Below are 26,495 nucleotides of genomic sequence, written 5' to 3'. Positions count from 1 at the left end.
GCCGGTATACCCACATCAACACGCCGTAAACCCATCCCTGGGGGCTCGATTCGGCCATCCTGGCCTGCAACGGTTGATTTAGGGTACACCGACTCCTTGCTAAACAATCTCATCTTATTTGCAGCAACGACCAACAGCGTCTAAAATCCGCATTCTTTTATTTTCAGGCGTCAACCCCATGCAGGAACTTGCCGGTAATCTGTTTATTATTTCGGCGCCAAGCGGCGCCGGTAAATCCAGCCTGATCCAGGCACTGTTAAAAAACCACAGCGATATGCAGGTCAGCGTATCGCATACCACCCGCTTGCCACGTCCGGGCGAGCAAGATGGCGTGCACTATCATTTTATCAGCGTTGAGCAGTTTAAAGCGCTGATTGCCAGGGATGAATTCTTAGAATGGGCCGAAGTGTTCGGTAATTACTATGGCACTTCAAAAAGCACTATTCGCGCTAGCTTAAGCCAGGGCATAGACGTTTTTCTCGATATCGACTGGCAAGGCGCGCGGCAAATCCGCCAACAGGCACCGTCGGCTAAAGGCATTTTTATTCTGCCCCCCAGCCTTGCTGAGCTGGAACAACGGTTAAACCAGCGCGGTCAGGACTCAAACGAGGTTATTGCTAAACGTATGGCGCAGGCACACAACGAAATGAGCCATGCAGACGAATACGAATACTTAATTATTAACGATAACTTTGACACCGCCTTAGCCGAGTTTGAACGCATTGTACTGGCACAGCGCAACGGCTATGGCAGCCAGGCCAGTAAGCATAACCGGTTGCTTAAGCAACTGTTGGCGAAAACAGCAAATTAGCGTAAACTAGTCGGTCTTGTGATGGCCCGAACACTGGAGTGGTAAATGGCACGCGTAACTGTTCAAGATGCAGTAGATAAAATTGGTAACCGTTTTGACTTAATTCTGGTGGCCGCACGCCGTGCCCGTCAGTTAGCGGTAGAAGGCAAAGAGCCGATGGTAGATGTTGAAAACGACAAGCCTACCGTAGTTGCACTGCGCGAAATTGAAAAAGGTTTTATTACGAATTCCGTACTGGATGAGCAGGAGCGTCGCGACCAAATCCAGCAGGAAGCGTCAGAAATGGCTGCTGTAGCTGCCATTATTGGTTCAGACCACTAAAAACCCCGCCATCTGCAGGCCAGCGGCGTTTAGCCGTTGGCAACTGTGATAAATAGACGTATATTCATAATAAATCCCGCGCTTAACGGCGTGTTTTATTTGCTGTCGCAGTTTGGGAGCACCGGTGTATTTATTTGAAGGTCTGAAAAACCAGATTAGTGCCTATTTGCCGCCAGAGCAGGTTGTCTTAGTGCAACAAGCCTATGTAGTGGCAAGGGATGCGCACGCGCCACAAACCCGATCCAGTGGCGAGCCCTACATAACCCACCCTGTTGCCGTAAGCAGTATTCTGGCCGATATGCACATGGACCATGAAACCTTAATGGCTGCCCTGCTGCATGATGTGATTGAAGATACCCCGGTAAGCAAAGAAGATTTAACCCGGCTGTTTGGTAACACCGTAGCAGAGCTGGTGCAGGGTGTAAGCAAGCTTGATAAGGTAAAGTTCAAAGACTATCAGGAATTTGAAGTTACCAACCTGCAAAAAATGTTTATGGCCATGACGCAGGACATCCGCGTTATTTTAATTAAATTGGCCGATCGCACCCACAATATGCGCACTTTAGGTGCCCTGCGGCCAGAAAAACGCCGCCGCATTGCCAAAGAAACCCTCGAACTGTACGCCCCAATCGCTAACCGCCTGGGTATTCACAATATTAAAAACGAGCTGGAAGACTGGGGTTTTCAGGCACTGTACCCTATGCGTTACCGTGCGTTATCTACAGCGGTAAAGCAAGCCCGCGGCAACCGGCGTGAGCTGCTGGAAAAAATTCAGCATGAAATTTTAGGCCGCTTAGAGCAAGCCGGTATTAATGCCGATGTTAGCGGCCGGGAAAAACACCTGTACAGTATTTACCGAAAAATGAAAAACAAAGAGTTGATGTTCAACGATGTGATGGACATTTATGCCTTTCGCGTAGTGGTAGATAGCGTTGATCACTGCTACCGCACTTTGGGTGTAGTGCATAACCTGTACAAGCCGATTGAAATCCGCTTTAAAGACTATATCGCCATCCCTAAACAAAACGGTTATCAGTCGCTGCATACCTCGTTAATTGGCCCGCATGGTATACCGGTAGAAATACAAATGCGTACCCGCGAAATGGACGAAATGGCCGACAAGGGTATTGCCGCCCACTGGATGTATAAAGCTAACGGCCAGCACCAGGACACTACCGCGCAAATTCGTGCCAGAAGGTGGATTCAAAGCCTGCTGGAATTACAGCAAAATGCCGGTAACAGCGCTGAGTTTGTCGAAAATGTAAAATCAGAACTGTACCCAGACGAGCTGTATGTGTTCTCCCCCAAAGGTAAAATTGTTGAGCTACCGATTGGCGCCACAGCAGTAGATTTTGCCTACGCCGTACATACCGACATTGGTAACCGCTGCGTAGGAGCCAAAGTAGACAGGCGCCCTTACCCGCTGAACAAACCACTGGAAACCGGTCAGACAGTAGAAATTGTCACCAGCCCGGGCGGTAAACCCAATGCCAACTGGCTAAACTACGTAGTTACCAGCCGGGCTATTTTGGGCATTCGTAACTACTTGAAAAAACAGCAACAAAATGAATCTATTAGCTTGGGGCGGCGCTTATTAAGCTCGGCGCTGGGTGAAGTAAAACTGGAAGATATCGCCCCGGAGCGAATAGAACAGGTACTGCAAAACACCAAACAAAAATCGCTAGACGAGCTTTGCAGTGAAATTGGCCTGGGCAATCAGCTGGCCATCGCCGTAGCGCGACGTTTGCTGGGTGAATTTGACTCTGATGAATCCAGCAGTAAAGACAACAATGGCCCGATGCCGAAAAGCAAAGCCTTTATTATTGGCTCTGAAGGCATGTTACTGACATTCGGCAAATGCTGCCGGCCGATACCGGGCGACGACATTGTCGCTAACGCCACGCCAGGCAAAGGCCTGAACGTACACCGGGCCGACTGCCGTAATATTAAAGGCTGGGACAAAGAGCCAGGTAAGTTTTTCCCGGTACGCTGGGACAAAACCGGCGATAAACAGTTCCTGTGCGATATCCGCGTGTTTATTGTTAACCGTCAGGGCGTGTTGGCTAAACTTACCACCCTGATTGCCTCGCAAGGCTCCAATATTCAGGATTTAGCCACCGACGATCGCGACACCGGTGAATACGTAATTAAAATTACGCTGTCCGTACATGACAGGGTGCATCTGGCTAATGTAATGCGCAAAATCCGCGTGATGCCAGACGTACAAAAAGTTTACAGAAGGAAATAAACAGCATGTCTAAAGTGATTATCCGTACCAGCGATGCCCCCGCCGCCATTGGCACTTACAGCCAGGCGGTAAAAATTGGAACTACAGTATATTTATCCGGCCAGATCCCTTTAGTACCGGCCACTATGCAGTTGGTATCAGAGAACTTTGCCGAGCAAACCCATCAGGTATTTAAAAATCTGGCAGCGGTATGTGACGCCGCCGGCGGCAGCCTGAACGACATGGTAAAGGTAAACATATTCCTTACTGATCTTGGCCAGTTTGCCACGGTAAATGAAATTATGAGCCAGTACTTTGCTGAACCTTACCCGGCCCGCGCCGCCGTACAGGTATCGGCCCTGCCACGCGCCAGCCAAATTGAAATAGATGGCGTGATGGAAGTACCCTCTACGCATTAGGCCGACAATGACTAAAGCCCGTCTGCTGTGCCTTACTGCTACCGTTATGCTGGCCAGTTGGCTGGCAACTGCAACAGTGCAGGCAGAGGAGCCACTACCGGGCGAAAGCGAACCGCAGCTGCTTTGGTGTCTGGATCACTTTTCCCGCTTTCATCATTATGAAGATGTCACCACACCTTACGGCCCGTCGGTTGATTTAATGCAGGAGCTAGCCCGCCGTGCAGGCTTTAAACTGGTTTTTACACCACAGACACCGGTAGCCCGCTGCCTGCGGCTGATGGCAGAAGGCAAAGTAGATTTAATGTCTAACCTGAAATTCAGTGCCGAGCGTGACGGCATCATGCACCTCTTACCCTACAATAAAACAGTGCCGGAAAGCCTGTTTGTCCGCCAGGATGACAGGCGTCAGGTAGAAACCGAAGCACAGTTACAGCAACTAACACTGGTGAGTATCCGCGGCTATATTTATTCTCCGGCGCTAATGGCATTACTAAAGCAAAAACAACGTCAGATTGTTGAAGTAGACTCAATTGAAGCCGGGCTGGAAATGGTCATACGGGGCCGGGTAGATGGCTTAGTCGCACCTACCGTCAGTACATCTGAAGCTATTAACGGTGTCAGCAGTTACCATAATAAATTCCGTAATGCGGGTATCGACTTCAGCCGCGGCCAGTCTGGCTTTATTCATGTTGGCTTGTCACGGCTAAGCCCTTATGCAGCAATGGAACCTATACTGCGCCAACATCTGGCCACAATGTTAAACGACGGCACGGTAGAGCGTTTATATGCTGCGCCAACCAGACCTGCCCCCCAGTTGAATACACAGCCCTGATGACGTCAGCCGATTCTGTTGCCAGCCAACCTGTTTCTGCCATCAAAGGTGTAGGTGCCAAAGTAGCCGAGCGGTTGAAAAAACTCGGTATACAAAGCGTGCAGGATATTTTATTTCATCTGCCGCTACGCTATGAAGACCGCACCCGTATTTATGCCATCGCCGATTTAATGCCGTTAATGCACGGCACGGTGCTGGGCGAGGTTACCAGCAGTGAAATACAAATGGGTAAAAGGCGCAGCTGGCTGATAAAAATTAAAGACGGCAGCGGCTTTCTTACCCTGCGCTTTTTTCACTTTAGTGCCGCCCAGAAAAATGCCATTACCCCAGGCGTGTTAATACGCTGTTTTGGTGAAGCCAAACGCGGCCCGCGCGGGCTGGAAATGCTGCACCCGGAATACCGTGTTCACAACGACGAATTACTAACCGAAGTAAGCGAAACCCTAACCCCCATTTATCCCACTACTGAAGGCTTACGCCAGGCAACCTGGCGCAGCCTTACCGATGCCGCGCTGCAGTATTTACAGCGCAGCCAGCCAGATGAATATCTGCCGGCCGCCATGCTGCGCCAGCCGTGGTCACTGACTGAAGCTTTGACTTATCTGCACCGGCCACCACCAGACGCCAGCCTGCAATTGCTGGAACTGGCTAAACACCCCGCGCAGCAACGGCTGATTATTGAAGAGTTAGTGGCGCAGCAACTGAGCATGCACAAGCTGCGTAGCCAAAGCCAGCAACAACAGGCCATAGCGCTGCATATTGACAACAGCCTGCAGCAGCGTTTTTTAGCCGCACTGCCGTTTTCACCTACTAAAGCCCAGCAGCGGGTAACCGATGAAATACGTCATGATTTAAGCCAAACCCTGCCAATGCTGCGGCTGGTACAGGGCGATGTTGGTTCAGGTAAAACGCTGGTGGCAGCATTAGCTGCCCTGACAGCGATAGGTAATGGTTATCAGGTGGCGTTAATGGCGCCAACCGAATTGCTGGCCGAGCAACACGCGGTTAACTTTGCCCGCTGGTTTGAACCTTTGGGTATCAGCGTGGCCTGGCTCGGCGGTAAAACCAAGGGTAAAGCACGGCAAACCACACTGGCGGCAATAGCTGACGGCAGCGCACAAATGGTGGTGGGTACCCATGCGCTGTTTCAGCAACAGGTAGAATTTAATGTCTTAACGCTGATTATTATCGATGAGCAACACCGCTTTGGTGTGCACCAGCGTTTGGCGCTGCGTGAAAAAGGCGGGATCGAAGGTAAGTATCCGCATCAGTTGGTCATGACCGCCACACCCATACCGCGCACGCTGGCGATGACGGCTTATGCCGATTTAGACACCTCTATAATTGATGAGCTGCCGCCCGGCCGCACACCGGTAACAACAGTGGCGATACCAGATACGCGACGCGACGATATTATCGAACGGGTGCGAAGTGCCGTGCAAAGCGAGCAACGTCAGGCGTACTGGGTATGCACCCTAATTGAAGAATCTGAAACCCTGCAGTGCCAGGCGGCTGAAGACACCATGCTGAACTTGCAGCAAGCCTTACCGCAACTGAAAATCGGCCTGATACATGGCCGGCTAAAAGCTGCCGAAAAACAAGCCGTAATGCAGCAATTCAGCAGTGGCGAATTAGACCTGTTGGTGGCCACCACGGTAATTGAAGTAGGCGTAGATGTACCCAACGCCAGTTTAATGATTATTGAAAACCCCGAGCGGCTGGGGTTAGCTCAGCTGCATCAATTACGCGGTCGCGTAGGCCGTGGCAGCACCGCCTCGCACTGTGTGTTGCTGTACCATGCGCCGCTGTCACGCACCGCGCAATCGCGGCTTGGCGTACTGCGCGATTCTAACGACGGCTTTGTTATTGCCCAGCGTGATCTGGAAATTCGCGGCCCCGGCGAACTGCTCGGCACCCGCCAAACGGGTATTTTACAGTTTAAAATTGCCGATCTAAGCCGCGACGCCGACTTACTGCCACAGGCACAACAACTGGCCACGCAGTTATGGCAACACAACCGCCCCGCCAGCCTGGCGCTAATCAAACGCTGGCTGGCCAATAAAGAAATTTATGGTAATGCCTGAGATAACAAAACTGGCTATAAATTACTGCACCCTGCCGTATTGCGCTGGACGGTACATGCTGTGCTGAGCAATATAACAGCGGTATTTCGCCAAAGGACATTCGAATGACAGCTCTAACCCCTTACCAGTTACGCCAGCAGTGTCGCAGTGGTGCCTTTAGCGGCAATACTTCGGGTTTTGCACCGGGTTTTGTCCAGGCCAATATGGCGATATTACCCAAACAGTACGCCGCCGATTTTCTGCAGTTTTGCCACTTTAACCCCAAGCCCTGCCCGCTTTTAGGCATGGCGGCAACAGCTGGCGCGATTGATATGCCCTCTTTGGCTAAAGATCTGGATATACGCAGCGATTTACCCCGTTACCGCATTTTCCGCAACGGCCAGCTAATAGATGAAGTAACCGATGTGCGTGATGTGTGGCGTGATGATTTAGTCACCTTTTTAATTGGTTGCTCGTTCTCGTTTGAAGAGTCGTTATTGGCTGATGGCCTGGAAATCCGTAATATCACGGAGAAAGTAAACGTGCCGATGTACCGTACCAACATCGCCTGCACGCCAGCCGGGGTATTTCACGGCGGTATGGTGGTAAGTATGCGGCCGATGAAACCGGCCGATGCAATACGCGCGATCCAGATTTGCTCGCGTTTTCCGCAGGTACACGGCGCACCGGTGCATTTTGGCGACCCTGCCGCCATTGGCATTGCTGATATCAATAAACCGGATTTTGGCGATGCGGTAACAATAAAGCCCGGCGAAGTACCGGTATTCTGGGCCTGCGGCGTCACGCCGCAAGTTGCCATAGTCAATGCTAAAGTGGATTTTTGTATTACCCACAGCCCCGGCCATATGCTGGTAACCGATTTAGCTAACAGTAAATTGTCGGTGTTTTAACTAAAGCAAACTACAGCTCTGAAACGAAAGGGTGTGCCAGTATCCGCGAGCGCTGCTCGGAGGTAAGCCCGGTAGCAGTGGCGGCTAACGGAACGCGATGCATTAGATTTTGAGTAGTTGTGCTGGCTAAGTCATCTTTACTGCCATCAAGTTCTTCCGGGTGCGCCAACCCGAGATAATGGCCGATTTCATGTGCCGCTAAGCGCGCTATTTCGTTAACAGTGTCGGGTAATGACCCGGCAAAGCCACAATTAGTGCGGGCCACAAAAACGCCGTCGGCGGGTCCTGCGCCACCGGGAATTCGCGGTGTAAAGCCAGCTAACTGTTGTCGGCCAAACGGCGTTTGCTGTAGCAGACAGGGCCCTATAACCAGATCAAGACTGTCTTCCGCTTTTGCCGGTAGTGATGCCAATATAGCGGCTAACGTTGAGAAATCAGCCTGACTTTGCATAATCAGATCGGTATCAGCAATAACCTCTACGCCTGTGATGGCGATGTCCAGCTGCAATTCAAAACCGATCAACTGTGCCAATAATTCCGCATCTAACTCAGCGCTTATCGCTTGGCTCAACACAAGCCGTAGTTTCAGCCCCGGATTAGTGGGCAGTTCGGATAAGCGTGATTCAACCCTAACGCTGGTTGGCAGCATACCGGTAGCAGCAGTATCGCACGGCACAGCTGCAAAGCTAATATGGGTTAGCTCTGCGGCTACGCCTTCTAACACCAATAAACCAGCTTGATGCAATTTAGTGGTGCGCCAGCTGTTACCAACAGCCGCTGCCGGGTTGGCAATCAGCTCCTCACCGGTAACACTAGTAGCAGAAGATACCCGCAAGCAGCCTTGCGGCTGAGCGCTGACCCGAAGAGCGCGGCGCAAGTTATCCAACGGTACTGCTACGGCAGACGTGTTACCCGACCCGCTATCTACCGAGACCGACGCCAGCGGTGTCCACAGCACTGGCTCACTGGCGTGTTCGCTATTGCAGCCGGCAACAACGGCTGCGATAGCTGCGCACAAGAACGCTGATGACGGTTTCATCTTAGCGCCCTGGCTGGCACATAGCGGCCAATCTGCATTTTAAGCTGGGCATCGGTTTCGCGTTTATATTGCGCAATTAGCAGTTGCTGTGCCCTTTCAGTTTGTTGGCTGCCCAGTAATTCGATGGTAGCGGCACGTTGATTGGCATCTGACGAGTTGATGCGTTTTTCCAGCACATCCACCAGCTCCGGCGAGGTAGCACCGGCATGTTTTAATGCATCGATTAATGCCGTGCTCACCTGCGGATCGCTTTCCAGCACCAGCGCATCCAACAACGCAGGTCGGGCCTGCTCCGCCGGTAAGCGTGATATGGCATCAGCAGCCCGGCGACGGGTTGCAGTCGACTGCGCGCTAAGCTCCTGGCTTAATACATCGACAAAGGCGGCATCACCGGTATTACCCATGCTGTCAATTAAGATTAGCCGTTCACTTTGGTCAGCGGTGCTGACAAGCTGCTGTTGCAGCGATTGCATAATGTACTGGCGTAAAGCAGGGTCATCTGAGCGGTCAACCATGCTGCCTGCGCCCAACAGGCTGGCATTACCGGCAATATCTTTGACCGCCGCGCGCGCAAGCAGCAGCTCGGCGACATCCTGCCGGGGCGTGCCAAGATCAGCCAGGGCGGAAGCGGCTCTGGATTGGTCTCCCTGGCTCATCGTAGCGTCAAACACCATGTCTGACAGCGCTTCGCGGGCGTTATTCAGGCCAGATAACTGCAGAGCTAAAAACGCTGTCGGCCGGGCATCATCAGCCATCTGCCCGCGCAGCTCTGCCACTAACAAGTCGACATCTTCCGGGTGTTTTTTTAACCAGGCCGCCATTTCAAGGGCCGCATCAAAATAACGTGGCGGCGAGTCTGTGATAGCACTGACAAAGTCAGTATAAGCTTCAGTATAACTTTGCTGCTGCGTTATAAACTCGTCAAATTCCGGTGCTAAATCATAAGGGACGGATTTTTCCGCCAACGCCCAATCGGTTTGTGGAATGGCAGCAAACAGTTGATCATCGCGTTGCAATGAAAAGCGTTGTTGCATAATCACTTCCGGCTGACCAGCAACCTGCAAGCTAACAATTTCTTCACCGCTGATAGCTTGCCACCATAGTGGTTGTGCCGGGTTAAACATGGCAGTGGCTTGCGATTTCTGCAGCGAAATTTTAATACCAAAACTGTCGGCGGCACCGCGTATCAGATGATCTGTTTTTTGCCGCTGAATTTGCAGCGGTGCCTGGCTAAGCAAACTAAAGTGCGCGGTGTAATCGCCCAGCCCGTCTAACGCAGCACTCTGCCATTGCGTTGCACCTGCTTGCGGCAGCAAAAAGGTGAAATTATCCAGTTGGGTGGCCACCAACAAGCGGCTTTTCGGCTGCCATTGTGGTGCAAAGGCTGTACCGCTAATGGCGCAGTTGCTGTCCACTTGCAGAAAGAACGGCAAGCCTTGCGGTGATGCCGCACGCTCTGCCGCTAACGTCATATCCTGGCTGAGGCTCACCTTGCTGAAACTTGCCCGCACCCGCGCAACACCGGCGTTAAGCGCTTCAACCTGCCAGCTCATCACACCCTCAAACGTATCGCTTTGCCCCTCTGCCGTAACCGTTGAGCTAAAGCGGAACGCCGCAGTTTGGCCCACGCTCAGGTGGCAACTTGCCGCCTGCGGCGCGCTTGCGGCCAAGTCAGCCTGCGCCGGGCCAGAGTTCTCCCATGAGTTGAAAGCTATAATCCCCACCACAGCGGCAGCCGCAGTGGCTAACACCAATATTTTTCTAATCTTCAAACCAGTCATGTTCTAATCTCTTCTGTTTAACACCGCGGCCTTGCCCTACAGTAATTCCAGCGTGCCTCCGGTACTGCGTGTTAACAGGTTTTGCGTAACAGGTTTAGACGAGAAACTGACCAGCGTAACGGATTTGCTGCGACGAAAACGAAGTACTTTAATGGTCCCAACCAGCTTAACTTTGCCGCTGATCGTTTGCAGAGTATGGTCTAGCGTAACATCACCGCGCACTAAAATACGGTTGTCGTCGGTCAGGCCAAAACTTAATACCCCGGTTAATGGAAATTTATTTTCCAAAAAGCGCAGATTGGCATCCACTCCGGCTTTAACAATGCGTAAATCCAGGCCACCAAAGATACGGCCGGTAAAGCTGAAGTTTGGCGCCACGGTACGGGTTAGGTAACCGCAAGTGTTAACCGCTTCTGTAGATACCAGCAATAGTTGGCACTCTGGCAGATCGGTCAGCAGGTCCATGTCATCGTCAACATCAATACCCACCCGGCCGCCTGCGCTGATTTTAAAACCCAGCCGCACAGGGCCAAAACCAAAACCTAAACCGGCCACTTCCTGCGCTTTGTCCTGCTTGAATTCATTCTTCAGTTTCAGGTGTTCTTTGCCTTCTTTGGTATCACCGGCCACCACTTTGTTGAAGGCTTTAATTTGATGAAAATAGGACGACTTATCTTTCGTTACTATGGCTTCAGCGATGGCTTCAGCAATTGTAAAATCAAAGCTTTTGCCAATATTGCCGCGTAGTGCAACTTCGCCGGTGGCACGGCTTAAAATACCGTTGCGGCTTAGGGTGTTGTCGACATCCATTTCAGATTCAATGGCAATGCGGGAGTTACCGGCGTTGCGCTTTTGGTTCTTTTTAAAGGCCGTATTACTTGCCGCAGTAACGGCGGTCGCACTTTCACGCTCTAAGTTAATGTCCACATCTTTACAGTCGTTAGCAAGATCGCCGTCGTTACCATTCTGAGAGAAACTGGTTACCACACAGCCACGCAAAATATAGTGCGTTTCGTTTGCCAGGTCTCCGTCTTGTACTGCAGCAAGATCCGCGCTTTCCAGATACAGGTCGTGGGTAACCTCATCAGCAATGCCCGGTTGAATTTCATTAAAACTGTATGATGCTACCGTGCTGCCATCTTCCTGGCCAATCATTAACGGCAAGATGATACCCGGCGCACTTTCAGGAATTAATACATAAGTCAGCGTAACCGACGCCGGCAATTTGCCTAATTGATTTAATTGCTCTTCGGTCATGCCGTAGGTTAGCTCTTGTTGGATGCTAAGGCCTGTTTCAGCGTCAACCACCTCTAAATCTGCCGGAATTTCAGCGGCATCAATTTTAGAAAAATAAGGGTCGGCACCATTGAACACAAAACCGGACTGTACCGACAACACCGGCGTTGGCGATTCCCCTTCTTCGGTGATAGTCAGCAAGGCTACTGACGATTCAGTAGTTAATTCGTACTCTACATCTGTGCCGCCTTCGCGCAATGTCAGGGTAGGTAAGTTAGCCGTTACGTTACCTTTAAGCTCTTCTTCATCGCGGAAAAAACCAACTTGCAGTTCTACTTCGCGTCCGGCTTCGGCCAGGATTTGGCATTCGCTGACAGGCCAGATAAACTCGTTTGCCACCACTACCGGCGCACCACCAGCCGGTAACTCTACATCAATAGCATTAGAGCTACATACGATCGGCGCCGCCGGGTTGGCCGGGTTTTTCTCGACAAAACTAAAACTAACCGGAATATTGGTCACTTCCGTTATGCTGGCGTCAGTGCCGCGAATGGTAAATGAAACCGGGATCCGGTGATTAAGCGCAAAGGCCTGGCTTGTATCAAAATCCATTGAAAAATCAGACATTTCGATATCAAAATCAACGGCAACCGGCTCTTCGGTTACAGGGGCACTGCTGCCACCGCCACCACAAGCGGTTAAGGTTGTCAGTAGCACTAACGCCAATAGAGGTGTTCTTATGGTTAACATAACAAAATCTTCCCTAACAAAAAAATCAAACCAACCGGTAGTCTAGCCAGCTACCGTGGTAGCCAGCGTGGTATTAAGCGTGGTTTTTCCAGTATTAAGGCGTGTTATTTCTGAGTTGTTAATGCAGATTCAACTTGAGTTGTTGATTTTAGAGCATTCCCGTTGCACAATTTGCACATTAAAACTGAAATAAAATACTTATGCCGTATAAATGCATAAGTATTTTAAAAGAACCTAATATAACAAACTGCCTGAAATAGCAGCATGTCACAACACCCTGCGGCACATGGGCTGGTTTACTTAGCAATATAGTCTTGCAATGGCTATGTTCTAAAAGAATAGACAGCATAAGATTATGCAATATTAAATTAATAACTGTCAGGTAACGTGTTGTGCAAATTTCGATAAGAATGCTGGGTGAGCTGCAGGTTTTCCACAATAACCTGCTTGTTCGGCTGCCAGCTTCGAAACGTAGCCGCGCCCTGTTGGCGTATCTGGCATTTACTGCCCGGCCACACCGCCGCGACAGGTTATGTGAAGTGTTCTGGGAAATCCCGAATGACCCTAAAGGCGCATTACGCTGGTCACTAAGTAAGATCCGCCCGCTGGTGAATGACGCTGACACAGAAAGGCTGCAAGCAGATCGCGAACGGGTATCGCTGGTCAGTAGCGACATCAGTATTGACCTGCACCAGCTAAAAGCCGACAGCCAGCGTAACGATTTATCCATTGCGGAACTGGAAAGCCTGCTGCAACAAAGCCAGCAGCCTTTTTTACAGGGGCTGGATTTACCCGATCAGAGCCTGTTTCAAGATTGGTTAACGGCAGAGCGTAATGAGCTACAGCAACTCACCGGCAAGTTGCAAGCCCGTTTAGCCTCGCATACCACGCTGAGCAGCCCGGATAACTTGCATACCATAGAGCCACCCGCCAGCCGGGAGTTACTCGCGCGACAAAAAGTACAGTTTTGTACCGCGCATGATGGTGTCCGTATTGCTTATGCCTCGGTAGGCAAAGGCCCTACCATTGTCAAAGCCGCTAATTGGCTCAGCCATTTGGAGCATGATTGGGGGGCGCCAATCTGGAGCCCACTGTTTCGGGATTTGGCGGCAGATCATCATTTTGTCCGCTACGATGAGCGCGGCAATGGTTTATCGGACTGGGACGTAGCGGATATTTCATTTGACGCCTTTGTAACCGATCTGGAAACAGTGGTACGCGCTAACAAGCTGGATAAATTTGCTCTGCTGGGTATATCACAAGGCGCGGCGGTATCTATCGAGTATGCTATTCGTTATCCGGAAAAAGTGTCACATCTTATTCTGTTTGGTGGCTACGCCGCCGGCTGGCGTATTGGTGCTACAGAGGCTTTAACCAAAGAGCGCGAAGCGGTGATGACACTAACAGCTGTCGGCTGGGGTACAGATAACCCGGCATATCGGCAGATATTTTCTTCAACCTTTATGCCCGATGCCAACGAAGCTGAATTCAACTGGTTTAATGACTTTCAGCGCTTAACCACCTCAGCCGAAAACGCAGTACGGTTTTTATCGGTGTTTGCCGACATCGACGTGCGCCACCGTCTGGCGCAAGTGAAAGTGCCTACTTTAGTAATTCATGCCATGGGCGACCAGCGCATCCCCATCAGCGTAGGCCGCGATATCGCCGCAGCTATTCCGAATGCCGAGTTTGTTGGCCTTGAAAGCAACGGCCATTTGCTATTGGGCCGCGAGCCGGCATCAAAAGCCTTCGTTGATGCCATCCGCGACTTTATGGCCCGGCATCAGTAAATAACACAGGGCATCTATCATGAAATACGTGATTCCAAGTGGTACTGCTGCCGTTATATAAGTTTCAATTAGGTATTACTGCTGATTTGGGCGGTTTCAAGGTGCTAAATCGCAACGGTCGGTTGCAACCTGCGTTATTTACGCAGGGTAGTAATTTACGCGGTGAGTTATGGGAAAGCACCGCTGTAACTGAGCTGAGGAGCCAGGCACAAAAACTGGCAACCCAGATCATTAAACAACAGAATGTCGCTAAATCTATGTCAGTGCCTGCTGCAAATCAGCGATCAGATCGTCCGGATCTTCGACACCAATACTCAGGCGGATTAAGTCATCGGTAACCCCTGCAGCTAAGCGGCTTGAAGCATCCATAGCAGCATGGGTGGTGCTGGCAGGATGACAGGCCAGGCTTTCTAAATCGCCCAGGCTTACCGCCTGGGTAAACAACTGTAATTGGTCTAAAAACCTGGCCGCGCGGGCAAAACCACCCGTCAGCTCAATACTAACCATACCGCCAAAGGCGCCCACTGTTTCAGCCAGTACCGCATAACCGGCGTCGCTGGTTAAACCGGGATAAATCACCTTAGCCACCAACGGGTGCTGCGCTAAAAACTCTGCTACTTTTGCCGCACCGGCTAAGTGCGCATCCATCCGCAATGCCAGCGTGCGCAGGCCGCGCTGCAGTAAATAAGCTTCCTGCGGGCCTATCGGTGCGCCAATGTGTTTTAGCGCTATCGTGCGCACCTGTTGCATCAGCTCTGAGCGGCCAGCTACCACGCCGGCAATAATATCGCCGTGGCCACTTAAGTATTTGGTACCACTGTGCATTACTAAATCAATGCCATGCGCAAGCGGTTTAAATAAGTACGGCGTTAAAAAGGTATTGTCGCACACGGTAATGGCACCGGTTTTAGCAGCAGCAGCTTTAACTTTGCGATAATCACTGACTTTCAGGTTAGGGTTGGTTATTGGCTCAAACAACACCAGCTTGGTGCCGGGGCTAATATTGGCCACTAAGTCGTCAGCACTGAGGTAACGGCTTACTTTAATACCGGCCCGGCTGAGGGTATTAATTAAAAATGCTGCGGTGCCACCGTATACCGGGTCAATAAAGGCGACTTCATCACCGGCACTTACCAGCGCATAAAAAATACTGCTTACTGCTGCCATACCACTGGCCACTACAAGAGCTTCGCCGGCACCTTCCAGCGCTGCCAGTTGTTGCTCTAACGCCTGCACTGTCGGGTTACCCATGCGGCTGTAAATAAAGCCGCTTTGCTCCCCGGCAAAACGGGCTTTGCCGTCTGCCGCAGTGCCATAAGTAAAAGTACTGCTTTGGTAAATTGGCGTGGTTAAAGCGCCAGTTTGTGTGTCGGCACCGGCACCACTGTGTAGCAATTGAGTTTTAAATTTCATTAATAATGTCCGTTAAACAGCGGTCTTTTTATCTAAACCGGTAATAGTCGAATAATGCGCTTGCGCCACATCAGGGTGTGAACGCAAACGGCCTTTTAATACATTTTGCCCCACCTGATAAAATAGCGGGTTAAGCGGATCGCTGGCCGGGCCTTTGGCTTGCAATGCCAACTCTTGCGGCAATGGCAGCAACGGCACTGTGGCATCCAACTGCGCGGCCATAAAAAAGGCGCATGACAGACGCTCAACACCGGCAGGTGGGCTAACCACGCGATGATAGGTTGCACGCAGGTAACCATTTGACGCCAGTTCCAGCAGTTCCCCTATATTCACCACAAAGGCGCCAGGCAGCGGTACTGCGCTTAACCAGCCTTTTTCAGTTAACACTTCAAGGCCGCTCTGGCCATCCTGCAATACCAGGGTTAAATAACCCGGGTCTTTATGCGCGCCTACCCCTTGCTCCTGCTCAGGGGCATTGCGCCCCGGATAACGGATCAATTTCATATGGCGGTAAGGGCCATCTTTAATAGTGCTGTCAAAGGCGTCCTCGCTTTGCTGCAGTACCAGCGCAAAGGCACGCAGCAGGGTTACGGTAAGATCGGTTAACTGATCCTGCCATTGTAGTAACGCCGGTTGCATAGCCGGTAACGCCGCAGGCCACTGGTTCGGGCCATATAAACGCCACCAGGCCGGTTCATCTTTTTGCAGTAACGGCGCGCTATGCTCGGCCATAATGTCAAACTGCTCGCGCTGATCAGCCTTACCCAGCGTTAACTCGCCACCTAAGCGGGTATAACCACGAAAATGCGGCGAATTTACCATCTGCACGGCATCTTTGTCTGCTTGTGGCAAAGCAAAAAATTCTGCAGCCAGTTGTAAAATTGCCTGCTGCTGCGTTTGTACGATACCGTGGCCGGTCAGATAAAAAAAGCCGACATCGCGTGCAGCCTCGCCCAGCTGCGTCAGAAACTGGCGGCGTAGCTCACCGCCAGCCCGCCACAAAGCTAAATCCAGCACCGGAAGTTGTAACGTCATATTGCGCTCACATTGCGGGTTGTTCAATGTGCGCATTCTATGCCTGTAATGACAGGCGCCGAAGGATTTGATAACTATTAGTTATATAAAACAGAAATAACCGGCCACTTGGATATATAGCTAGCCAGAAGCTCAGATGGCTATTAGTTGAAACGCAACCACACCCAACACAGCCGAACATGCCAGCACCCGCATTATGCTCTGGTTGTAGTGAAATAACGCCACACCAGCGGTGGTACCCAGCAGTAAGGCAAACCAGTCGATACTGCCGCTTAGCCCTTGCGGCAATAGCACATGGTAGCCAAAAAACAGCGCCAGATTAACAATCACCCCTACCACTGCCGCCGTAATGGCGGTAAGTGGAGCGGTAAAGGCAGCTTGTTTACGGCTGCTCTCTACCAGCGGTGCGCCGACTAAAATAAACAGGAATGACGGCAAAAACGTAAAGAAGGTGACAATGGCAGCTGCCAGCATACCGGCCAGTGGCAGCATATTTGGCCCGCACAGTTGCTCTGTCCAGCCAGCGATAAAGCCGACAAAGGCCACCACCATAATCAGAGGGCCGGGGGTGCTTTCACCCAGCGCCAGCGCGTCTATCATTTGTAGGGCCGTCAGCCAGCTGTAATGCTCTACCGCGCCTTGATACACATAGGGTAATACCGCATAAGCACCACCAAAGGTTAGCAGCGCTGCCTTGGTAAAAAACCAGCCCAACTGCACTTGCGGGCTATGCCAGCCATACAACACCACCAGTACGCAAAGTGATACAGCCCAGATCCCCAGCCCCAAAGCAACACCCAACACAAACTTGCGCCAGCTAAATAGCTGCCACTTTGGTAATACGGTATTGTCGTTTATTATCGCAGCATCTGCCGCAGCACCGGCTATAGCACCGCCATGCGCTGCCGGTAATACGTTAAGCTGCGCAGGCCACCAGCGCATCAGCAGCAGGCCAATAAGCGCCGCAGCAACCACGATATACGGGAACGGCAGCTTAAACAGCGCAATAGCAATAAGCGCTGCCAGCGCCAGTAGTTTAAGGGCAGTAGTATGTAAGGTTTTTTTACCGATACGCCAGGCGGCAAACAGTACTATGGCGGTAACCGCCGGTTTTACGCCATACAATATGCCTTGCACTAAGGGTACATCGCCATGCGCCAGATACAGCCAGGCCAGCAGGCTTAAGATAAAAAACGACGGCAAAATAAACAGCAGGCCAGCGATTAAAGCGCCTTTAGCACCGTGTAATAACCAGCCAATATAGGTGGCCAACTGCTGTGCCTCCGGCCCCGGCAGCAACATGCAGTAGTTTAGTGCATGTAAAAAGCGCGCTTGGGAGATCCAGCGGCGTTTTTCTACCAGCTCCTGTTGCATCATACCCAACTGCCCAGCCGGGCCACCAAAGCTGATAAAGCCCAGCTTCAGCCAGTAGCTAAATGCTTCGCGCAGGCTAACGGCTGTGGCCGCAGAAGATAAGGGCTGTGGCATAATTAAGTTATCCTGCTTTGGTGAATATGACTGTCAATCTGACCGGCAAAGTATGCCCAAATAATATGACAGCAGCATAGCCAGCACGCAAAGCAGTTCTGTGTTCATCGGCGATGGGCTTCGCCTAACGTTAAAGGCGTGATAGTAAGATAAAAACATGCCCACTATTTAGCGCATGTCACAATAAAATCAACATGATAGTGTTCATCATGCCTTACCCAAGAGCGCTTTTTCGACAACTCAAGGTTAGCTTTTATATAAGCGCCATACTGAGTCTCAAACAGGCCGGGTTGTAATTGCGGGTCAAATATTACCCGCCATATTGTATGGCCTCGTGCTTTAGCAGCTTTATCAAGTGCCACGATATGCGCCGCCAGCGCGTCGTAGTCAATGCTAAAGTCGCCATACTGGCCATTGTTATCAAATTCTATATCGTAACCAAATCTGTTCCATGGGTAGGTTGGTAAATGAACCGACTCGCTCCGCTTATTTTTTACCGGTGTCATAAAATCGACCGACAGGCCATTACGATGGGTTTTATGCGGCTTAAACTGGCCGCCGTCTTTAAAGCCGGTTTCCGCATATTTATACACAGTGTCCGGCCGCTCTTTCGCCAAAGTGTGGTAAGCAGCCGTTACAATTTCTTTTACCTCTGAATGCACAAAGGTACGCCCCGCCAACATTGCGATTTCACTATAAGCGACAAAATTAGCGCCGCTGGCAGGCAGTGCCACGCCATGTTCCAGACGCCCATCTGCTGTTGTGCCATAGCAAATACTGTCAGTCGCCCAGGCTGACCCAGATAACGTTACGCTAAAAAGAAAAACGTATCTCATACTAAAAAGCCTGCGCCGCGGGTACAGTGGGTTACGCGCACTATTTTGACGACTTATCAACGATTTCAAACCATTCAGCGAAAGAATCGGCAAACCAACTGTTGCCGGGCTTCAGCCCCTTAACATTGTAGGGGGTGGATTTTCCACCAAAGTAATTGAACCAGCCCTTGCTAGGGATATAGGCCAAGGGCACGTCAAATTCTTTAATGTAAAACTCGGTTTCTTTGGGGAAATCTGACTTTTTCATAAATTCGATTAGCTTCTCAGATAAATATTTATGGCCAAAAATTGGTAAAACCCGCGCGGGCTTTTAAACTTACAGTCACGACCACTTCAGCAAGAATGGCTATAGCCAGAAACAGCCAGTGCTTCATTTATACACCTCACAGTAAAATAATTTACTAAAGCGACTGCCAATCCATGTAGGCGACAATAGCGCCTTGTTGCTTCGGCAGCCTTGATGCAGCTTGGTTCCAATGGCGAATTAGCGAAATATCGTAAGCTGACTTTGCAATTGCAATAGCATAATTTGAGCAAAACTCTGAGAATTCTGGCGAATGCGCCTGCAATAATTCACGTGCTTCTGCATCCCGGTGCAGATCTAACAGCACGGCCGCATAATTATTTACAACCAGAGAATCGACTGCACCAGACTCATAGGCCTGCTGCAGTAACCTGGCCGCTTTTTCCAGGCACTCAGTAAATTGGCTGTGGTCGCGCCATGCCTGGCTATGTAGTTTCAATGTCTCTTCAATTATGTTCATGAGGTTTGGTTCATATGCTTGGTAGGCCGCAGGAGATCGGCATAAATGCTACTCACATGATACCCAGGGTTTATGCACCAGGCCTAGCTTTTTCAATTTAAAGCGGCCAACTCTGGTGCTATAGGCATTTTTCAAATGGACAAACATTAGAACAACCTGCTTTACCTTTTATGACCAGGGCCTGGCTTCTATGCGTAATGCGCCCCGCAAGCCAGGACGGGTTTTCTGCTCAATTGGAATATTGAACACAAAACCCTGGCTCGCATCGCCACTGGCCAACAAACGCACGTCTGCGTCTACGCCGGGTTTACCGGGGTTGATATCCTGATAACCATATTTAACCCGCCAGCCCCCCAGCGCTTTTTCATCAGGGAAAGCTTCAACCAGAATTAACTGACGGAAGATAAAACCGCCCTCATAATGCCGTTTCATAAACAGCACACCGTCTACTTCGTAATCGGGTACCAGCACTTTTAAATCGAAGGCAAAGCTAACAGATTTCGATGCTTTCACACTCTTTTTCGGGTCGAGAAATACGGAAAACAGGTGTGGGCTCATGCTGCGGTCCGGTGTGCGTTCAGTACCGTCCCTGCCGGGAAAAAGCTGACCATAGCTGCGAAAGATAGCAGAGTTTTCACGCACCTCGCGCCGGGTCATCTGCCACTGACAACCGCGCACACTGGCGGCAATTTCAAACTGGTATGAGGCCCGCACCGTTTTGCCATCTTTTAAGGCTTTTTGCACTTCCATCGGTAAAGTGATGTCGTCAACATCCAGAATGCCATCGACACGCAGGGTGCCAAACAGAAAACGGGTGAGGTTCTGATACCCTTCTTCAGAGTTTACAATGCCATAGTGCCCGGAGTGGCTGCGGTGCACAAAAGCGCGTGGTGAGGCGGCATCCTTACCATCAAAGTCCGGCCCATGGGTAGTGGCATTTTCAATGCGCACCAGCCCATCACTGGCGTCACCTGCCGCCCAGGCCGAAATACCACCCGCTACGTTGTAGTCACGCGGGTTGGTGCCAACAAGGTTGAAGATCCGCTCAGGGGGAAAGTTTTTTACCAGGCTTACGTCATCGCCCTTGGGTACATCAAGGTATGCCGCCATCTTCTCGCGGTTAAAGTTGTTAACATCACCGAATGAAAGCCAGCCAGGTATGTTGCGTACAATACGCATATCAATACCATTATGGGGCGTGGCATAGGTAAAAACCTTATCTACCGCCGCGCGCGCGGCTGCCGAACCCAGCTTGGTATTTTGCAGGAAAGCACGACACACCAATCCGCCCATAGAATGCGCCACCAGATGCACGCGAAAGTCTGCCGGTGTCATATTGTTTGCTTTATTGGCACACACTTTATCGCGCAAGCGCAGAATAAGCTGATCCAGCCCTTTGGCAAAGTGCTCAATCGGTGGCGTTTCACCCGTGCCGAAATCTTTAGACGCCTCGTCGTAGTAGCGGTAAATAATGATACTGCGATACGGCACCGGGTGATTATTGCGCTCAGCCGCTACCAGATCGTCGCCGTCGACAAATACATCTTCATACTTGTGATCACTCATCAGGCGCACCAGTGGCGACTCGAAGTAGAAGCGTTTGACGTCACCGGTCCAGGCTACGCGCGACTTAGTTGAACCAATATTAAAGCCCATATAAGGGTCGGCAACGGTTTCCTCAATCTCGCCCTGAGTGGCGGCAAAGCCGCGGACATAGATGATCGGATGATAAGGATGCTGTGAATTTGTGGCCATAGCAGACGCTCCGTGCTGAGATTAACTGAGTCAGGGTTTGTAATCACAATCAATGACACCCGAGCTAACACTGCTGAGCTGTTAAAGTGCGCTGATGTTGAGCATTTTTTAATCAAGCAACTTTTTTAACTAAACAACTTTAGTCTAAAAACTAATAAAACGTGAGGTATTAGACACATGATTAAAAATGTTATATTTCTACTTATAAATGAATATTAATCATACATAGTAGCCAAGGTAGCAGCATGATTGAAAAAATTCACCTGAGTATTTTGCGCGAAATCGCCCGCCAGGGCTCGCTAACAGCAGCAGCCAGCAGCCTGAATCTGACCCAGTCAGCACTAAGCCATACCATGAAAAAGCTGGAGCGGCAGGGCAATATCAATTTGTGGCTGAAGGATGGCCGTAATATCCGTTTAACCGAAGCTGGTAACTACCTGTTAGAACAAGCCAACCGCTTGTTGCCCCAGTTTCAACGCATAGACGATACGCTGCGCCAGTTTGCCGATAACGAAAAAGGCAGCCTGGGAGTAGGTATGGAATGCCACCCTTGCTACCAGTGGCTGTTAAAGGTGGTGCAACCGTTTTTGGCGCAATCGCCGGGGGTAGATATCGACGTAAAACAGCGCTTTCAGTTTGGCGGTATGGCGGCGTTGTTTAACTACGATATAGATTTACTGATAACACCCGACCCAATCAACAAAGAAAGCATAGTGTTTGAACCGGTGTTTCCGTACGAGCTGGTGCTGGTGGTAAGCCAGCACAGCAAACTGAGTGGTTTAAGCCAGCTGGCCCCGGCACAGCTAAGTGATCAGGTATTGCTAACCTACCCGGTAGAAACGGCACGGCTGGATATTTTTCAGCAGTTTTTACTGCCAGCACAGTGCATGCCCAAATTACATAAAACACTGGAAGCCACTGACATTATTCTACAAATGGTGGCGGCTAACCGCGGTGTGGCTGCTATGCCCAAATGGCTGGCGCTGGAATACGCCCAAAACCTGCCGGTTAAGGTTATTCGTTTAGGCAGCAGCGGTATTCATAAACATATTTATGTTGGTTACCGTAAACAGGAGAAACTGAATAAGCATATTCAAACTTTTATTACCCTGGCCAAAAGCAGCGGTGCGGCCTTATCTGCACCGGTTTAAACAGCGCTCAGATAAATGGCAGCTTAGTGCTGCCGTGCCAGTTTCCACTGTAAAAACGCTTTTACCACTAAAGTGGCAATAGCAATAAGGGTTAGCAGGGCCGCAGCAATAAAGGCACCGGCGGTGTTGTAGTCTTGCTGCAACAGTTCAATATGCAGTGGCAATGTATTGGTTTGACTACGAATAGTGCCCGACACCACAGACACCGCGCCAAATTCGCCCACCGCACGGGCGTTGGTTAAAATCACGCCATATAACAGTGCCCAGCGGATATTGGGCAAGGTAATATGCCAAAACACCTGCCAGCCACTGGCGCCCAGCAATACGGCCGCTTCTTCCTGCTCGGTGCCCAGTGTCGACATCAGCGGCACCAGTTCGCGTACCACAAAGGGGCAAGACAAAAATACCGTTACCATTACCAGGCCTGGCCAGGCAAACATCAGCTGTATATCGTGCTGATCCAACAGGTTGGCAAAAGGGCCGTTGCTGCCATACAACAGTAAATACAGCAAACCAGCCACCACCGGAGATACAGCAAACGGAATATCAATCAGCGTTAGCAATAAGCGCCGGCCGGGAAAACTAAAGCGGGTAACACACCAGGCGATCAGGGTGCCGAAAATCAAATTGATCGGCACCGTTAAGCCCGCCACCAGCAAGGTTAAACCAATGGCATGCAGCATGTCGGGATCGGTCAGGTTTTGCCATACACCGCCGACACCGGCAGAAAACGCCGCGACAAAAATAAACACCAGCGGCACCACTAACAACAACAGCGTTAACACCACACCAAGGCTGATTAATAGCGGCCGGACCCAGCGCCGTGAGCTGTTAAGCGCGGTTTGGCTCATTTGACGCCTCCGGTAATGTGCTGATAACGCTGCTGAATGCCATTAATAATAAACAGCAGTATTAACGACGCCAGTAGTACCACGCTGGCAATAGCACTGGCACCGGCGTAATCGAATTCCTGCAGCCGGACAAAAATCATCAGCGAGGTCACTTCGGTTTGCCATGGCAAATTACCGGCAATAAAAATAACCGCGCCAAATTCACCCAGGCTGCGGGTAAACGACAGTGCCGTGCCGGTAAGCAGTGCCGGTTTTATTTCCGGCAAAATAATGCGGAAAAACGTTTGCCACGGGCTGGCGCCCAGGGTAGCAGAGGCTTCTTCGTATTCCGGGCCAAATTCTTCCAGCACCGGCTGCACCGAGCGCACCACAAAAGGCACACTGGTAAAAATCATCGCCAGCACTATACCCAGCCAGGTGTAAGACACTTTTATATCCCACAATGCCAGATACTGGCCAAACCAACCCTGGGTAGAAAACACCGCCGCCAGCGTTAAGCCAGCTACTGCTGTTGGCAAGGCAAAGGGTAAATCCATCAGGCCGTCCAGCAAAATGCGGCCGGGAAAACGGTAACGGGTTAAGATCCAGGCCATTAATAAGCCAAAAAACAAATTAAAAGCACTGGCTACCAAGGCTGCAGACAGTGTTACTTTGTAGGTAGCCACTACCCGCGGATCAGAAATAATAGCCCAGTACTGCGCCCAGCTGAGTTCTGCCGTTTGCACTATTAGCCCGGTAATGGGCAGTAAAATAACCAGGCTGATAAAAAACAAGCTGCTGCCAAGGCTGATACCAAAGCCCGGCAGCACACGTTTACTGCTAAAACTACGATACCAGTTCATGCTTAGCGTTTACCCTCGGCCAGCAATTGGTCCAGCACACCGCCGCTGGCAAAATGTTTACTTTGCACGGCATCCCAGCTGCTGAACAGATCTTCTACTTTAAACAGTTTAGTTACCGGAAACTGCGCGGCAGTAGCTGCAACCACTTCAACATCGTGCACCCGGTAAAAGTGGCGCGCCAGTACCTGCTGCGCCGCGTTGCTGTATAAAAACTCCAGGTAAGCTTTAGCTTGTTTTTCGCTGCCGTTGCGTTGGATGTTGCGGTCAATCCAGGCTACCGGAAACTCGGCCAGCACATTGGTTGGTGGCACTACCCGTTCAAACTGGTGCTCTGGGTACTGTTTAATAATGCCGTTTACTTCCGACTCAAAGGTGATCAACACATCGCCCAGCTCGCGGTCAACAAACGAAGTAGTAGCGCCGCGGCCACCGGTGTCAAATACCACTACGTTGGCTAAAAACGTTTTTACCCAGTTGCGTGCTTTGGCATCGTCATTGTCAAAACGCTGCAGAGCATCACCGTAAGCACCTAAATAAGTGTAACGCGCGTTGCCCGACGTTTTTGGGTTAGGAAATACCAGGCCAACACCGGGTTTAGCCAAATCTTGCCAGCTGTTAATTTGCTTTGGGTTACCCTTACGTACCAGAAATGCCATGGTAGAGTAATAAGGTGAGGCGTTATTGGCTAAGCGTTCACGCCAGTTTGCTGGCAGCAAATTACCGCGCTGGTGCAGCACATCAATGTCGGTGCTTTGGTTAAAGGTTACCACGTCGGCACGCAGCCCCTGCAAAATAGCCTGCGCCTGGCGCGACGAGCCACCGTGCGACTGGTTAATCGTTAAGGTTTCACCGGTTTGCTGCTGCCAGTGGGCAACAAACAACGGGTTAATTTCAGCAAATAATTCACGGGCAATATCATAGCTGCTGTTTAATAACTCTTTTGCTGCCAGCGGTGTGCTCAGCAAGGCAGCAAATAACAGCAACGCCAGTTTTTTTGAAGTGTGCATAGGTATAGTCCTGTAAATTAAATGCCTTCGCCAAGGAAGACTTTGCTGTAACGGGGCTGGATCCAGGCAATATCGCCCTGCGCCAGCGCCAGCTGTTTAAATTGCTCTTTCGGTAATTCAATATGAATAAGCTGCTGCTCAGTATCGGTTAGTACTTCCAGCCGCGCCACCGGCCCAACAATGGTCACCAGATCCAATTTTACTTTTAGCCCGTCGCTTACCGGCGCTTTAAATACCTCTATTTCGTGCGGCCGCACATAAGCAAAGCCGTCTTGCTCGTCACCATTGATATGCTCCGGCGAGGCCAGCTGCACATTGCCAATGGTGGTTTGGCCCTGCTTCACCCTGGCATGAAATAAATTTACATTGCCAAGAAACTCATACACGAAAGGGTTGGCCGGGTGGTCGTAAACCTGCTCTGGCGTGCCGTCTTGCTCAATGGCGCCTTTGTTCATGACTACTATGCGGTCGGCTACTTCCAGTGCTTCTTCCTGATCGTGGGTAACAAACACGCTGGTTACATGAATTTCATCGTGCAAGCGGCGTAACCAGCGGCGCAGTTCGGCCCGCACTTTGGCATCGAGCGCACCGAAGGGTTCGTCCAGCAGCAGCACTTTGGGCTCTACCGCAAGCGCCCTTGCCAGTGCGATACGCTGGCGCTGACCACCGGATAACTGTGCCGGGTAACGACCGGCCGTCCAGTCCAGTTGTACCAGCTGCAGTAATTTATTCACTTTTTTCGCAATTTCGGCCTTAGAAGGGCGAAACTTTTTCGGTTTTACCGTTAAGCCATAGGCGACATTTTCAAATACGGTCATATGCTTAAACAGCGCATAATGCTGAAACACAAAGCCCACGCCGCGTTCAGACACATGCTGGCCGGTAATGTCTTCATTATTAAACTGAATACGGCCGCTGTCGGCTTGCTCCAGCCCGGCAATAATGCGCAGCAAGGTAGTTTTACCCGAACCAGACGGTCCCAGCAGTGCCGTTAATTCGCCGGTGTTGATACTCAGGTTAACGTTGTCTACTGCGACAAAGTCGCCAAAGCGTTTATTTACCTGCTCAATACTGATACTCATAACCTGTTCACCCTGTTCTATTGCTGCAATGTTTGGCCGCTCAGACTGTGTTGTATTGCGCTCGCAGCAGTCGACAGCGCTATCTTACGCC

General features: G+C 50.8%; 24 protein-coding genes. 9 read left to right on the top strand and 15 right to left on the bottom strand.

The genetic code is table 11. The annotated features are described in order from the left end of the window. Positions 1–178: 178 nt before the first annotated feature. The 7 genes from gmk to MJX74_RS09850 all read left to right on the top strand — a co-directional run bounded on the left by gmk (position 179) and on the right by MJX74_RS09850 (position 7,584). Positions 179–811, top strand: a complete 633-nt coding sequence (gene gmk, locus MJX74_RS09880; RefSeq protein ID WP_240222700.1) for a guanylate kinase — start codon at positions 179–181, stop codon at positions 809–811. A 45-nt stretch (positions 812–856) separates the two neighbouring features. Continuing rightward, a complete protein-coding gene (rpoZ, locus tag MJX74_RS09875; protein ID WP_027670380.1) occupies positions 857–1,132 on the top strand; it encodes a DNA-directed RNA polymerase subunit omega in 276 nt (91 codons plus the stop codon). Between the two features lie 124 nt (positions 1,133–1,256). Then, positions 1,257–3,380, top strand: coding sequence for a bifunctional GTP diphosphokinase/guanosine-3',5'-bis pyrophosphate 3'-pyrophosphohydrolase (gene spoT / locus MJX74_RS09870; protein WP_240222699.1), 2,124 nt, complete (start codon positions 1,257–1,259; stop codon positions 3,378–3,380). Between the two features lie 5 nt (positions 3,381–3,385). Continuing rightward, a complete protein-coding gene (locus MJX74_RS09865) occupies positions 3,386–3,778 on the top strand; it encodes a RidA family protein (RefSeq protein ID WP_215396069.1) in 393 nt (130 codons plus the stop codon). Positions 3,779–3,785: 7 nt separating this feature from the next. Further along, the gene (locus MJX74_RS09860) at positions 3,786–4,610 is read left to right on the top strand and encodes a substrate-binding periplasmic protein (protein ID WP_240222698.1); all 825 of its coding nucleotides are present in this window, start codon (positions 3,786–3,788) and stop codon (positions 4,608–4,610) included. Further along, the gene (recG, locus tag MJX74_RS09855) at positions 4,610–6,694 is read left to right on the top strand and encodes an ATP-dependent DNA helicase RecG (protein ID WP_240222697.1); all 2,085 of its coding nucleotides are present in this window, start codon (positions 4,610–4,612) and stop codon (positions 6,692–6,694) included. Before MJX74_RS09860 ends, recG begins: the two co-directional genes overlap by 1 nt. 104 nt (positions 6,695–6,798) lie before the next feature. Next, on the top strand, positions 6,799–7,584 hold the full coding sequence (locus tag MJX74_RS09850) for a putative hydro-lyase (protein ID WP_240222696.1): 786 nt from the start codon (positions 6,799–6,801) through the stop codon (positions 7,582–7,584). A gap of 10 nt (positions 7,585–7,594) precedes the next feature. Here the strand turns inward: MJX74_RS09850 and MJX74_RS09845 are convergent, their stop codons facing one another. The 3 genes from MJX74_RS09845 to MJX74_RS09835 are packed head-to-tail and all read right to left on the bottom strand — an operon-like array spanning position 7,595 to position 12,390. Continuing rightward, positions 7,595–8,623: a zinc metalloprotease gene (locus MJX74_RS09845; protein WP_240222695.1), complete on the bottom strand. Its 1,029-nt coding sequence runs from the start codon at positions 8,621–8,623 to the stop codon at positions 7,595–7,597. Next, the gene (locus MJX74_RS09840) at positions 8,620–10,404 is read right to left on the bottom strand and encodes a HEAT repeat domain-containing protein (RefSeq protein ID WP_240222694.1); all 1,785 of its coding nucleotides are present in this window, start codon (positions 10,402–10,404) and stop codon (positions 8,620–8,622) included. The genes MJX74_RS09845 and MJX74_RS09840 overlap by 4 nt, the downstream gene beginning before the upstream one ends. 36 nt (positions 10,405–10,440) lie before the next feature. Further along, positions 10,441–12,390 (bottom strand): hypothetical protein, encoded by a 1,950-nt coding sequence (locus MJX74_RS09835; protein ID WP_240222693.1) that lies wholly within the window; start codon positions 12,388–12,390, stop codon positions 10,441–10,443. Positions 12,391–12,782: 392 nt separating this feature from the next. Here MJX74_RS09835 and MJX74_RS09830 point away from each other — a divergent pair, with 392 nt between their 5' ends. Further along, positions 12,783–14,180 carry a bifunctional AfsR/SARP family transcriptional regulator/alpha/beta hydrolase gene (locus MJX74_RS09830; RefSeq protein WP_240222692.1) on the top strand — a complete coding sequence of 466 codons (1,398 nt, stop codon included), beginning with the start codon at positions 12,783–12,785 and terminating at the stop codon, positions 14,178–14,180. 255 nt (positions 14,181–14,435) lie between these two features. Here MJX74_RS09830 and MJX74_RS09825 read toward each other — a convergent pair whose 3' ends face one another. The 8 genes from MJX74_RS09825 to MJX74_RS09790 form a co-directional block, all read right to left on the bottom strand. Further along, positions 14,436–15,593, bottom strand: a complete 1,158-nt coding sequence (locus MJX74_RS09825) for a trans-sulfuration enzyme family protein (protein ID WP_240222691.1) — start codon at positions 15,591–15,593, stop codon at positions 14,436–14,438. A 12-nt stretch (positions 15,594–15,605) separates the two neighbouring features. After that, complete coding sequence (locus tag MJX74_RS09820; RefSeq protein ID WP_240222690.1) at positions 15,606–16,664, bottom strand: isopenicillin N synthase family dioxygenase; 1,059 nt, start codon at positions 16,662–16,664, stop codon at positions 15,606–15,608. Positions 16,665–16,760: 96 nt separating this feature from the next. Further along, the gene (gene chrA / locus MJX74_RS09815; RefSeq protein ID WP_240222689.1) at positions 16,761–18,116 is read right to left on the bottom strand and encodes a chromate efflux transporter; all 1,356 of its coding nucleotides are present in this window, start codon (positions 18,114–18,116) and stop codon (positions 16,761–16,763) included. 164 nt (positions 18,117–18,280) lie between these two features. After that, positions 18,281–18,952 (bottom strand): penicillin-insensitive murein endopeptidase, encoded by a 672-nt coding sequence (locus MJX74_RS09810; RefSeq protein WP_240222688.1) that lies wholly within the window; start codon positions 18,950–18,952, stop codon positions 18,281–18,283. A gap of 40 nt (positions 18,953–18,992) precedes the next feature. Continuing rightward, positions 18,993–19,199, bottom strand: coding sequence for a hypothetical protein (locus MJX74_RS09805; RefSeq protein ID WP_240222687.1), 207 nt, complete (start codon positions 19,197–19,199; stop codon positions 18,993–18,995). A gap of 28 nt (positions 19,200–19,227) precedes the next feature. Further along, complete coding sequence (locus MJX74_RS09800; protein WP_240222686.1) at positions 19,228–19,326, bottom strand: SMR family transporter; 99 nt, start codon at positions 19,324–19,326, stop codon at positions 19,228–19,230. Between the two features lie 27 nt (positions 19,327–19,353). Then, a complete protein-coding gene (locus MJX74_RS09795) occupies positions 19,354–19,716 on the bottom strand; it encodes a hypothetical protein (RefSeq protein WP_240222685.1) in 363 nt (120 codons plus the stop codon). A gap of 168 nt (positions 19,717–19,884) precedes the next feature. Then, on the bottom strand, positions 19,885–21,471 hold the full coding sequence (locus MJX74_RS09790) for a PGAP1-like alpha/beta domain-containing protein (RefSeq protein ID WP_240222684.1): 1,587 nt from the start codon (positions 21,469–21,471) through the stop codon (positions 19,885–19,887). A 245-nt stretch (positions 21,472–21,716) separates the two neighbouring features. Between MJX74_RS09790 and MJX74_RS09785 the strand changes: the two genes are divergently transcribed. Then, entirely contained in the window at positions 21,717–22,622 is a 906-nt protein-coding gene (locus tag MJX74_RS09785) for a LysR family transcriptional regulator (RefSeq protein ID WP_240222683.1), read from the top strand. Between the two features lie 23 nt (positions 22,623–22,645). Here the strand turns inward: MJX74_RS09785 and cysW are convergent, their stop codons facing one another. From cysW to MJX74_RS09765, 4 genes are read right to left on the bottom strand one after another with little or no spacing between them, the layout of a single operon-like run. Continuing rightward, positions 22,646–23,473 carry a sulfate/thiosulfate ABC transporter permease CysW gene (gene cysW, locus MJX74_RS09780; RefSeq protein ID WP_240222682.1) on the bottom strand — a complete coding sequence of 276 codons (828 nt, stop codon included), beginning with the start codon at positions 23,471–23,473 and terminating at the stop codon, positions 22,646–22,648. Next, entirely contained in the window at positions 23,470–24,315 is an 846-nt protein-coding gene (gene cysT, locus MJX74_RS09775; protein WP_240222681.1) for a sulfate/thiosulfate ABC transporter permease CysT, read from the bottom strand. The genes cysW and cysT overlap by 4 nt, the downstream gene beginning before the upstream one ends. A 2-nt stretch (positions 24,316–24,317) precedes the next feature. Beyond that, a complete protein-coding gene (cysP, locus tag MJX74_RS09770) occupies positions 24,318–25,322 on the bottom strand; it encodes a thiosulfate ABC transporter substrate-binding protein CysP (protein ID WP_275692737.1) in 1,005 nt (334 codons plus the stop codon). A gap of 17 nt (positions 25,323–25,339) precedes the next feature. Next, positions 25,340–26,404, bottom strand: a complete 1,065-nt coding sequence (locus tag MJX74_RS09765; protein WP_240222680.1) for a sulfate/molybdate ABC transporter ATP-binding protein — start codon at positions 26,402–26,404, stop codon at positions 25,340–25,342. Positions 26,405–26,495 lie beyond the last annotated feature (91 nt).

Origin of the sequence: Rheinheimera hassiensis (assembly GCF_022436675.1) — a bacterium.
GTDB lineage: Bacteria > Pseudomonadota > Gammaproteobacteria > Enterobacterales > Alteromonadaceae > Alishewanella > Alishewanella hassiensis.
The sequence above is the reverse complement of the archived record's forward strand: the minus strand, read 5'-3'. Positions and strand labels throughout refer to the sequence as shown.

Excerpts from the sequence above, each read along its gene's own strand:
- gmk (WP_240222700.1), top strand. The coding sequence starts at position 179 with ATGCAGGAACTTGCCGGTAATCTGTTTATTATTTCGGCGCCAAGCGGC.
- rpoZ (WP_027670380.1), top strand. The coding sequence starts at position 857 with ATGGCACGCGTAACTGTTCAAGATGCAGTAGATAAAATTGGTAACCGT.
- MJX74_RS09865 (WP_215396069.1), top strand. The coding sequence starts at position 3,386 with ATGTCTAAAGTGATTATCCGTACCAGCGATGCCCCCGCCGCCATTGGC.
- MJX74_RS09860 (WP_240222698.1), top strand. The coding sequence starts at position 3,786 with ATGACTAAAGCCCGTCTGCTGTGCCTTACTGCTACCGTTATGCTGGCC.
- recG (WP_240222697.1), top strand. The coding sequence starts at position 4,610 with ATGACGTCAGCCGATTCTGTTGCCAGCCAACCTGTTTCTGCCATCAAA.
- MJX74_RS09850 (WP_240222696.1), top strand. The coding sequence starts at position 6,799 with ATGACAGCTCTAACCCCTTACCAGTTACGCCAGCAGTGTCGCAGTGGT.
- MJX74_RS09845 (WP_240222695.1), bottom strand. The coding sequence starts at position 8,623 with ATGAAACCGTCATCAGCGTTCTTGTGCGCAGCTATCGCAGCCGTTGTT.
- MJX74_RS09840 (WP_240222694.1), bottom strand. The coding sequence starts at position 10,404 with ATGACTGGTTTGAAGATTAGAAAAATATTGGTGTTAGCCACTGCGGCT.
- MJX74_RS09835 (WP_240222693.1), bottom strand. The coding sequence starts at position 12,390 with ATGTTAACCATAAGAACACCTCTATTGGCGTTAGTGCTACTGACAACC.
- MJX74_RS09825 (WP_240222691.1), bottom strand. The coding sequence starts at position 15,593 with ATGAAATTTAAAACTCAATTGCTACACAGTGGTGCCGGTGCCGACACA.
- MJX74_RS09820 (WP_240222690.1), bottom strand. The coding sequence starts at position 16,664 with ATGCGCACATTGAACAACCCGCAATGTGAGCGCAATATGACGTTACAA.
- chrA (WP_240222689.1), bottom strand. The coding sequence starts at position 18,116 with ATGCCACAGCCCTTATCTTCTGCGGCCACAGCCGTTAGCCTGCGCGAA.
- MJX74_RS09810 (WP_240222688.1), bottom strand. The coding sequence starts at position 18,952 with ATGAGATACGTTTTTCTTTTTAGCGTAACGTTATCTGGGTCAGCCTGG.
- MJX74_RS09805 (WP_240222687.1), bottom strand. The coding sequence starts at position 19,199 with ATGAAAAAGTCAGATTTCCCCAAAGAAACCGAGTTTTACATTAAAGAA.
- MJX74_RS09800 (WP_240222686.1), bottom strand. The coding sequence starts at position 19,326 with ATGAAGCACTGGCTGTTTCTGGCTATAGCCATTCTTGCTGAAGTGGTC.
- MJX74_RS09795 (WP_240222685.1), bottom strand. The coding sequence starts at position 19,716 with ATGAACATAATTGAAGAGACATTGAAACTACATAGCCAGGCATGGCGC.
- MJX74_RS09790 (WP_240222684.1), bottom strand. The coding sequence starts at position 21,471 with ATGGCCACAAATTCACAGCATCCTTATCATCCGATCATCTATGTCCGC.
- MJX74_RS09785 (WP_240222683.1), top strand. The coding sequence starts at position 21,717 with ATGATTGAAAAAATTCACCTGAGTATTTTGCGCGAAATCGCCCGCCAG.
- cysW (WP_240222682.1), bottom strand. The coding sequence starts at position 23,473 with ATGAGCCAAACCGCGCTTAACAGCTCACGGCGCTGGGTCCGGCCGCTA.
- cysT (WP_240222681.1), bottom strand. The coding sequence starts at position 24,315 with ATGAACTGGTATCGTAGTTTTAGCAGTAAACGTGTGCTGCCGGGCTTT.
- cysP (WP_275692737.1), bottom strand. The coding sequence starts at position 25,322 with ATGCACACTTCAAAAAAACTGGCGTTGCTGTTATTTGCTGCCTTGCTG.
- MJX74_RS09765 (WP_240222680.1), bottom strand. The coding sequence starts at position 26,404 with ATGAGTATCAGTATTGAGCAGGTAAATAAACGCTTTGGCGACTTTGTC.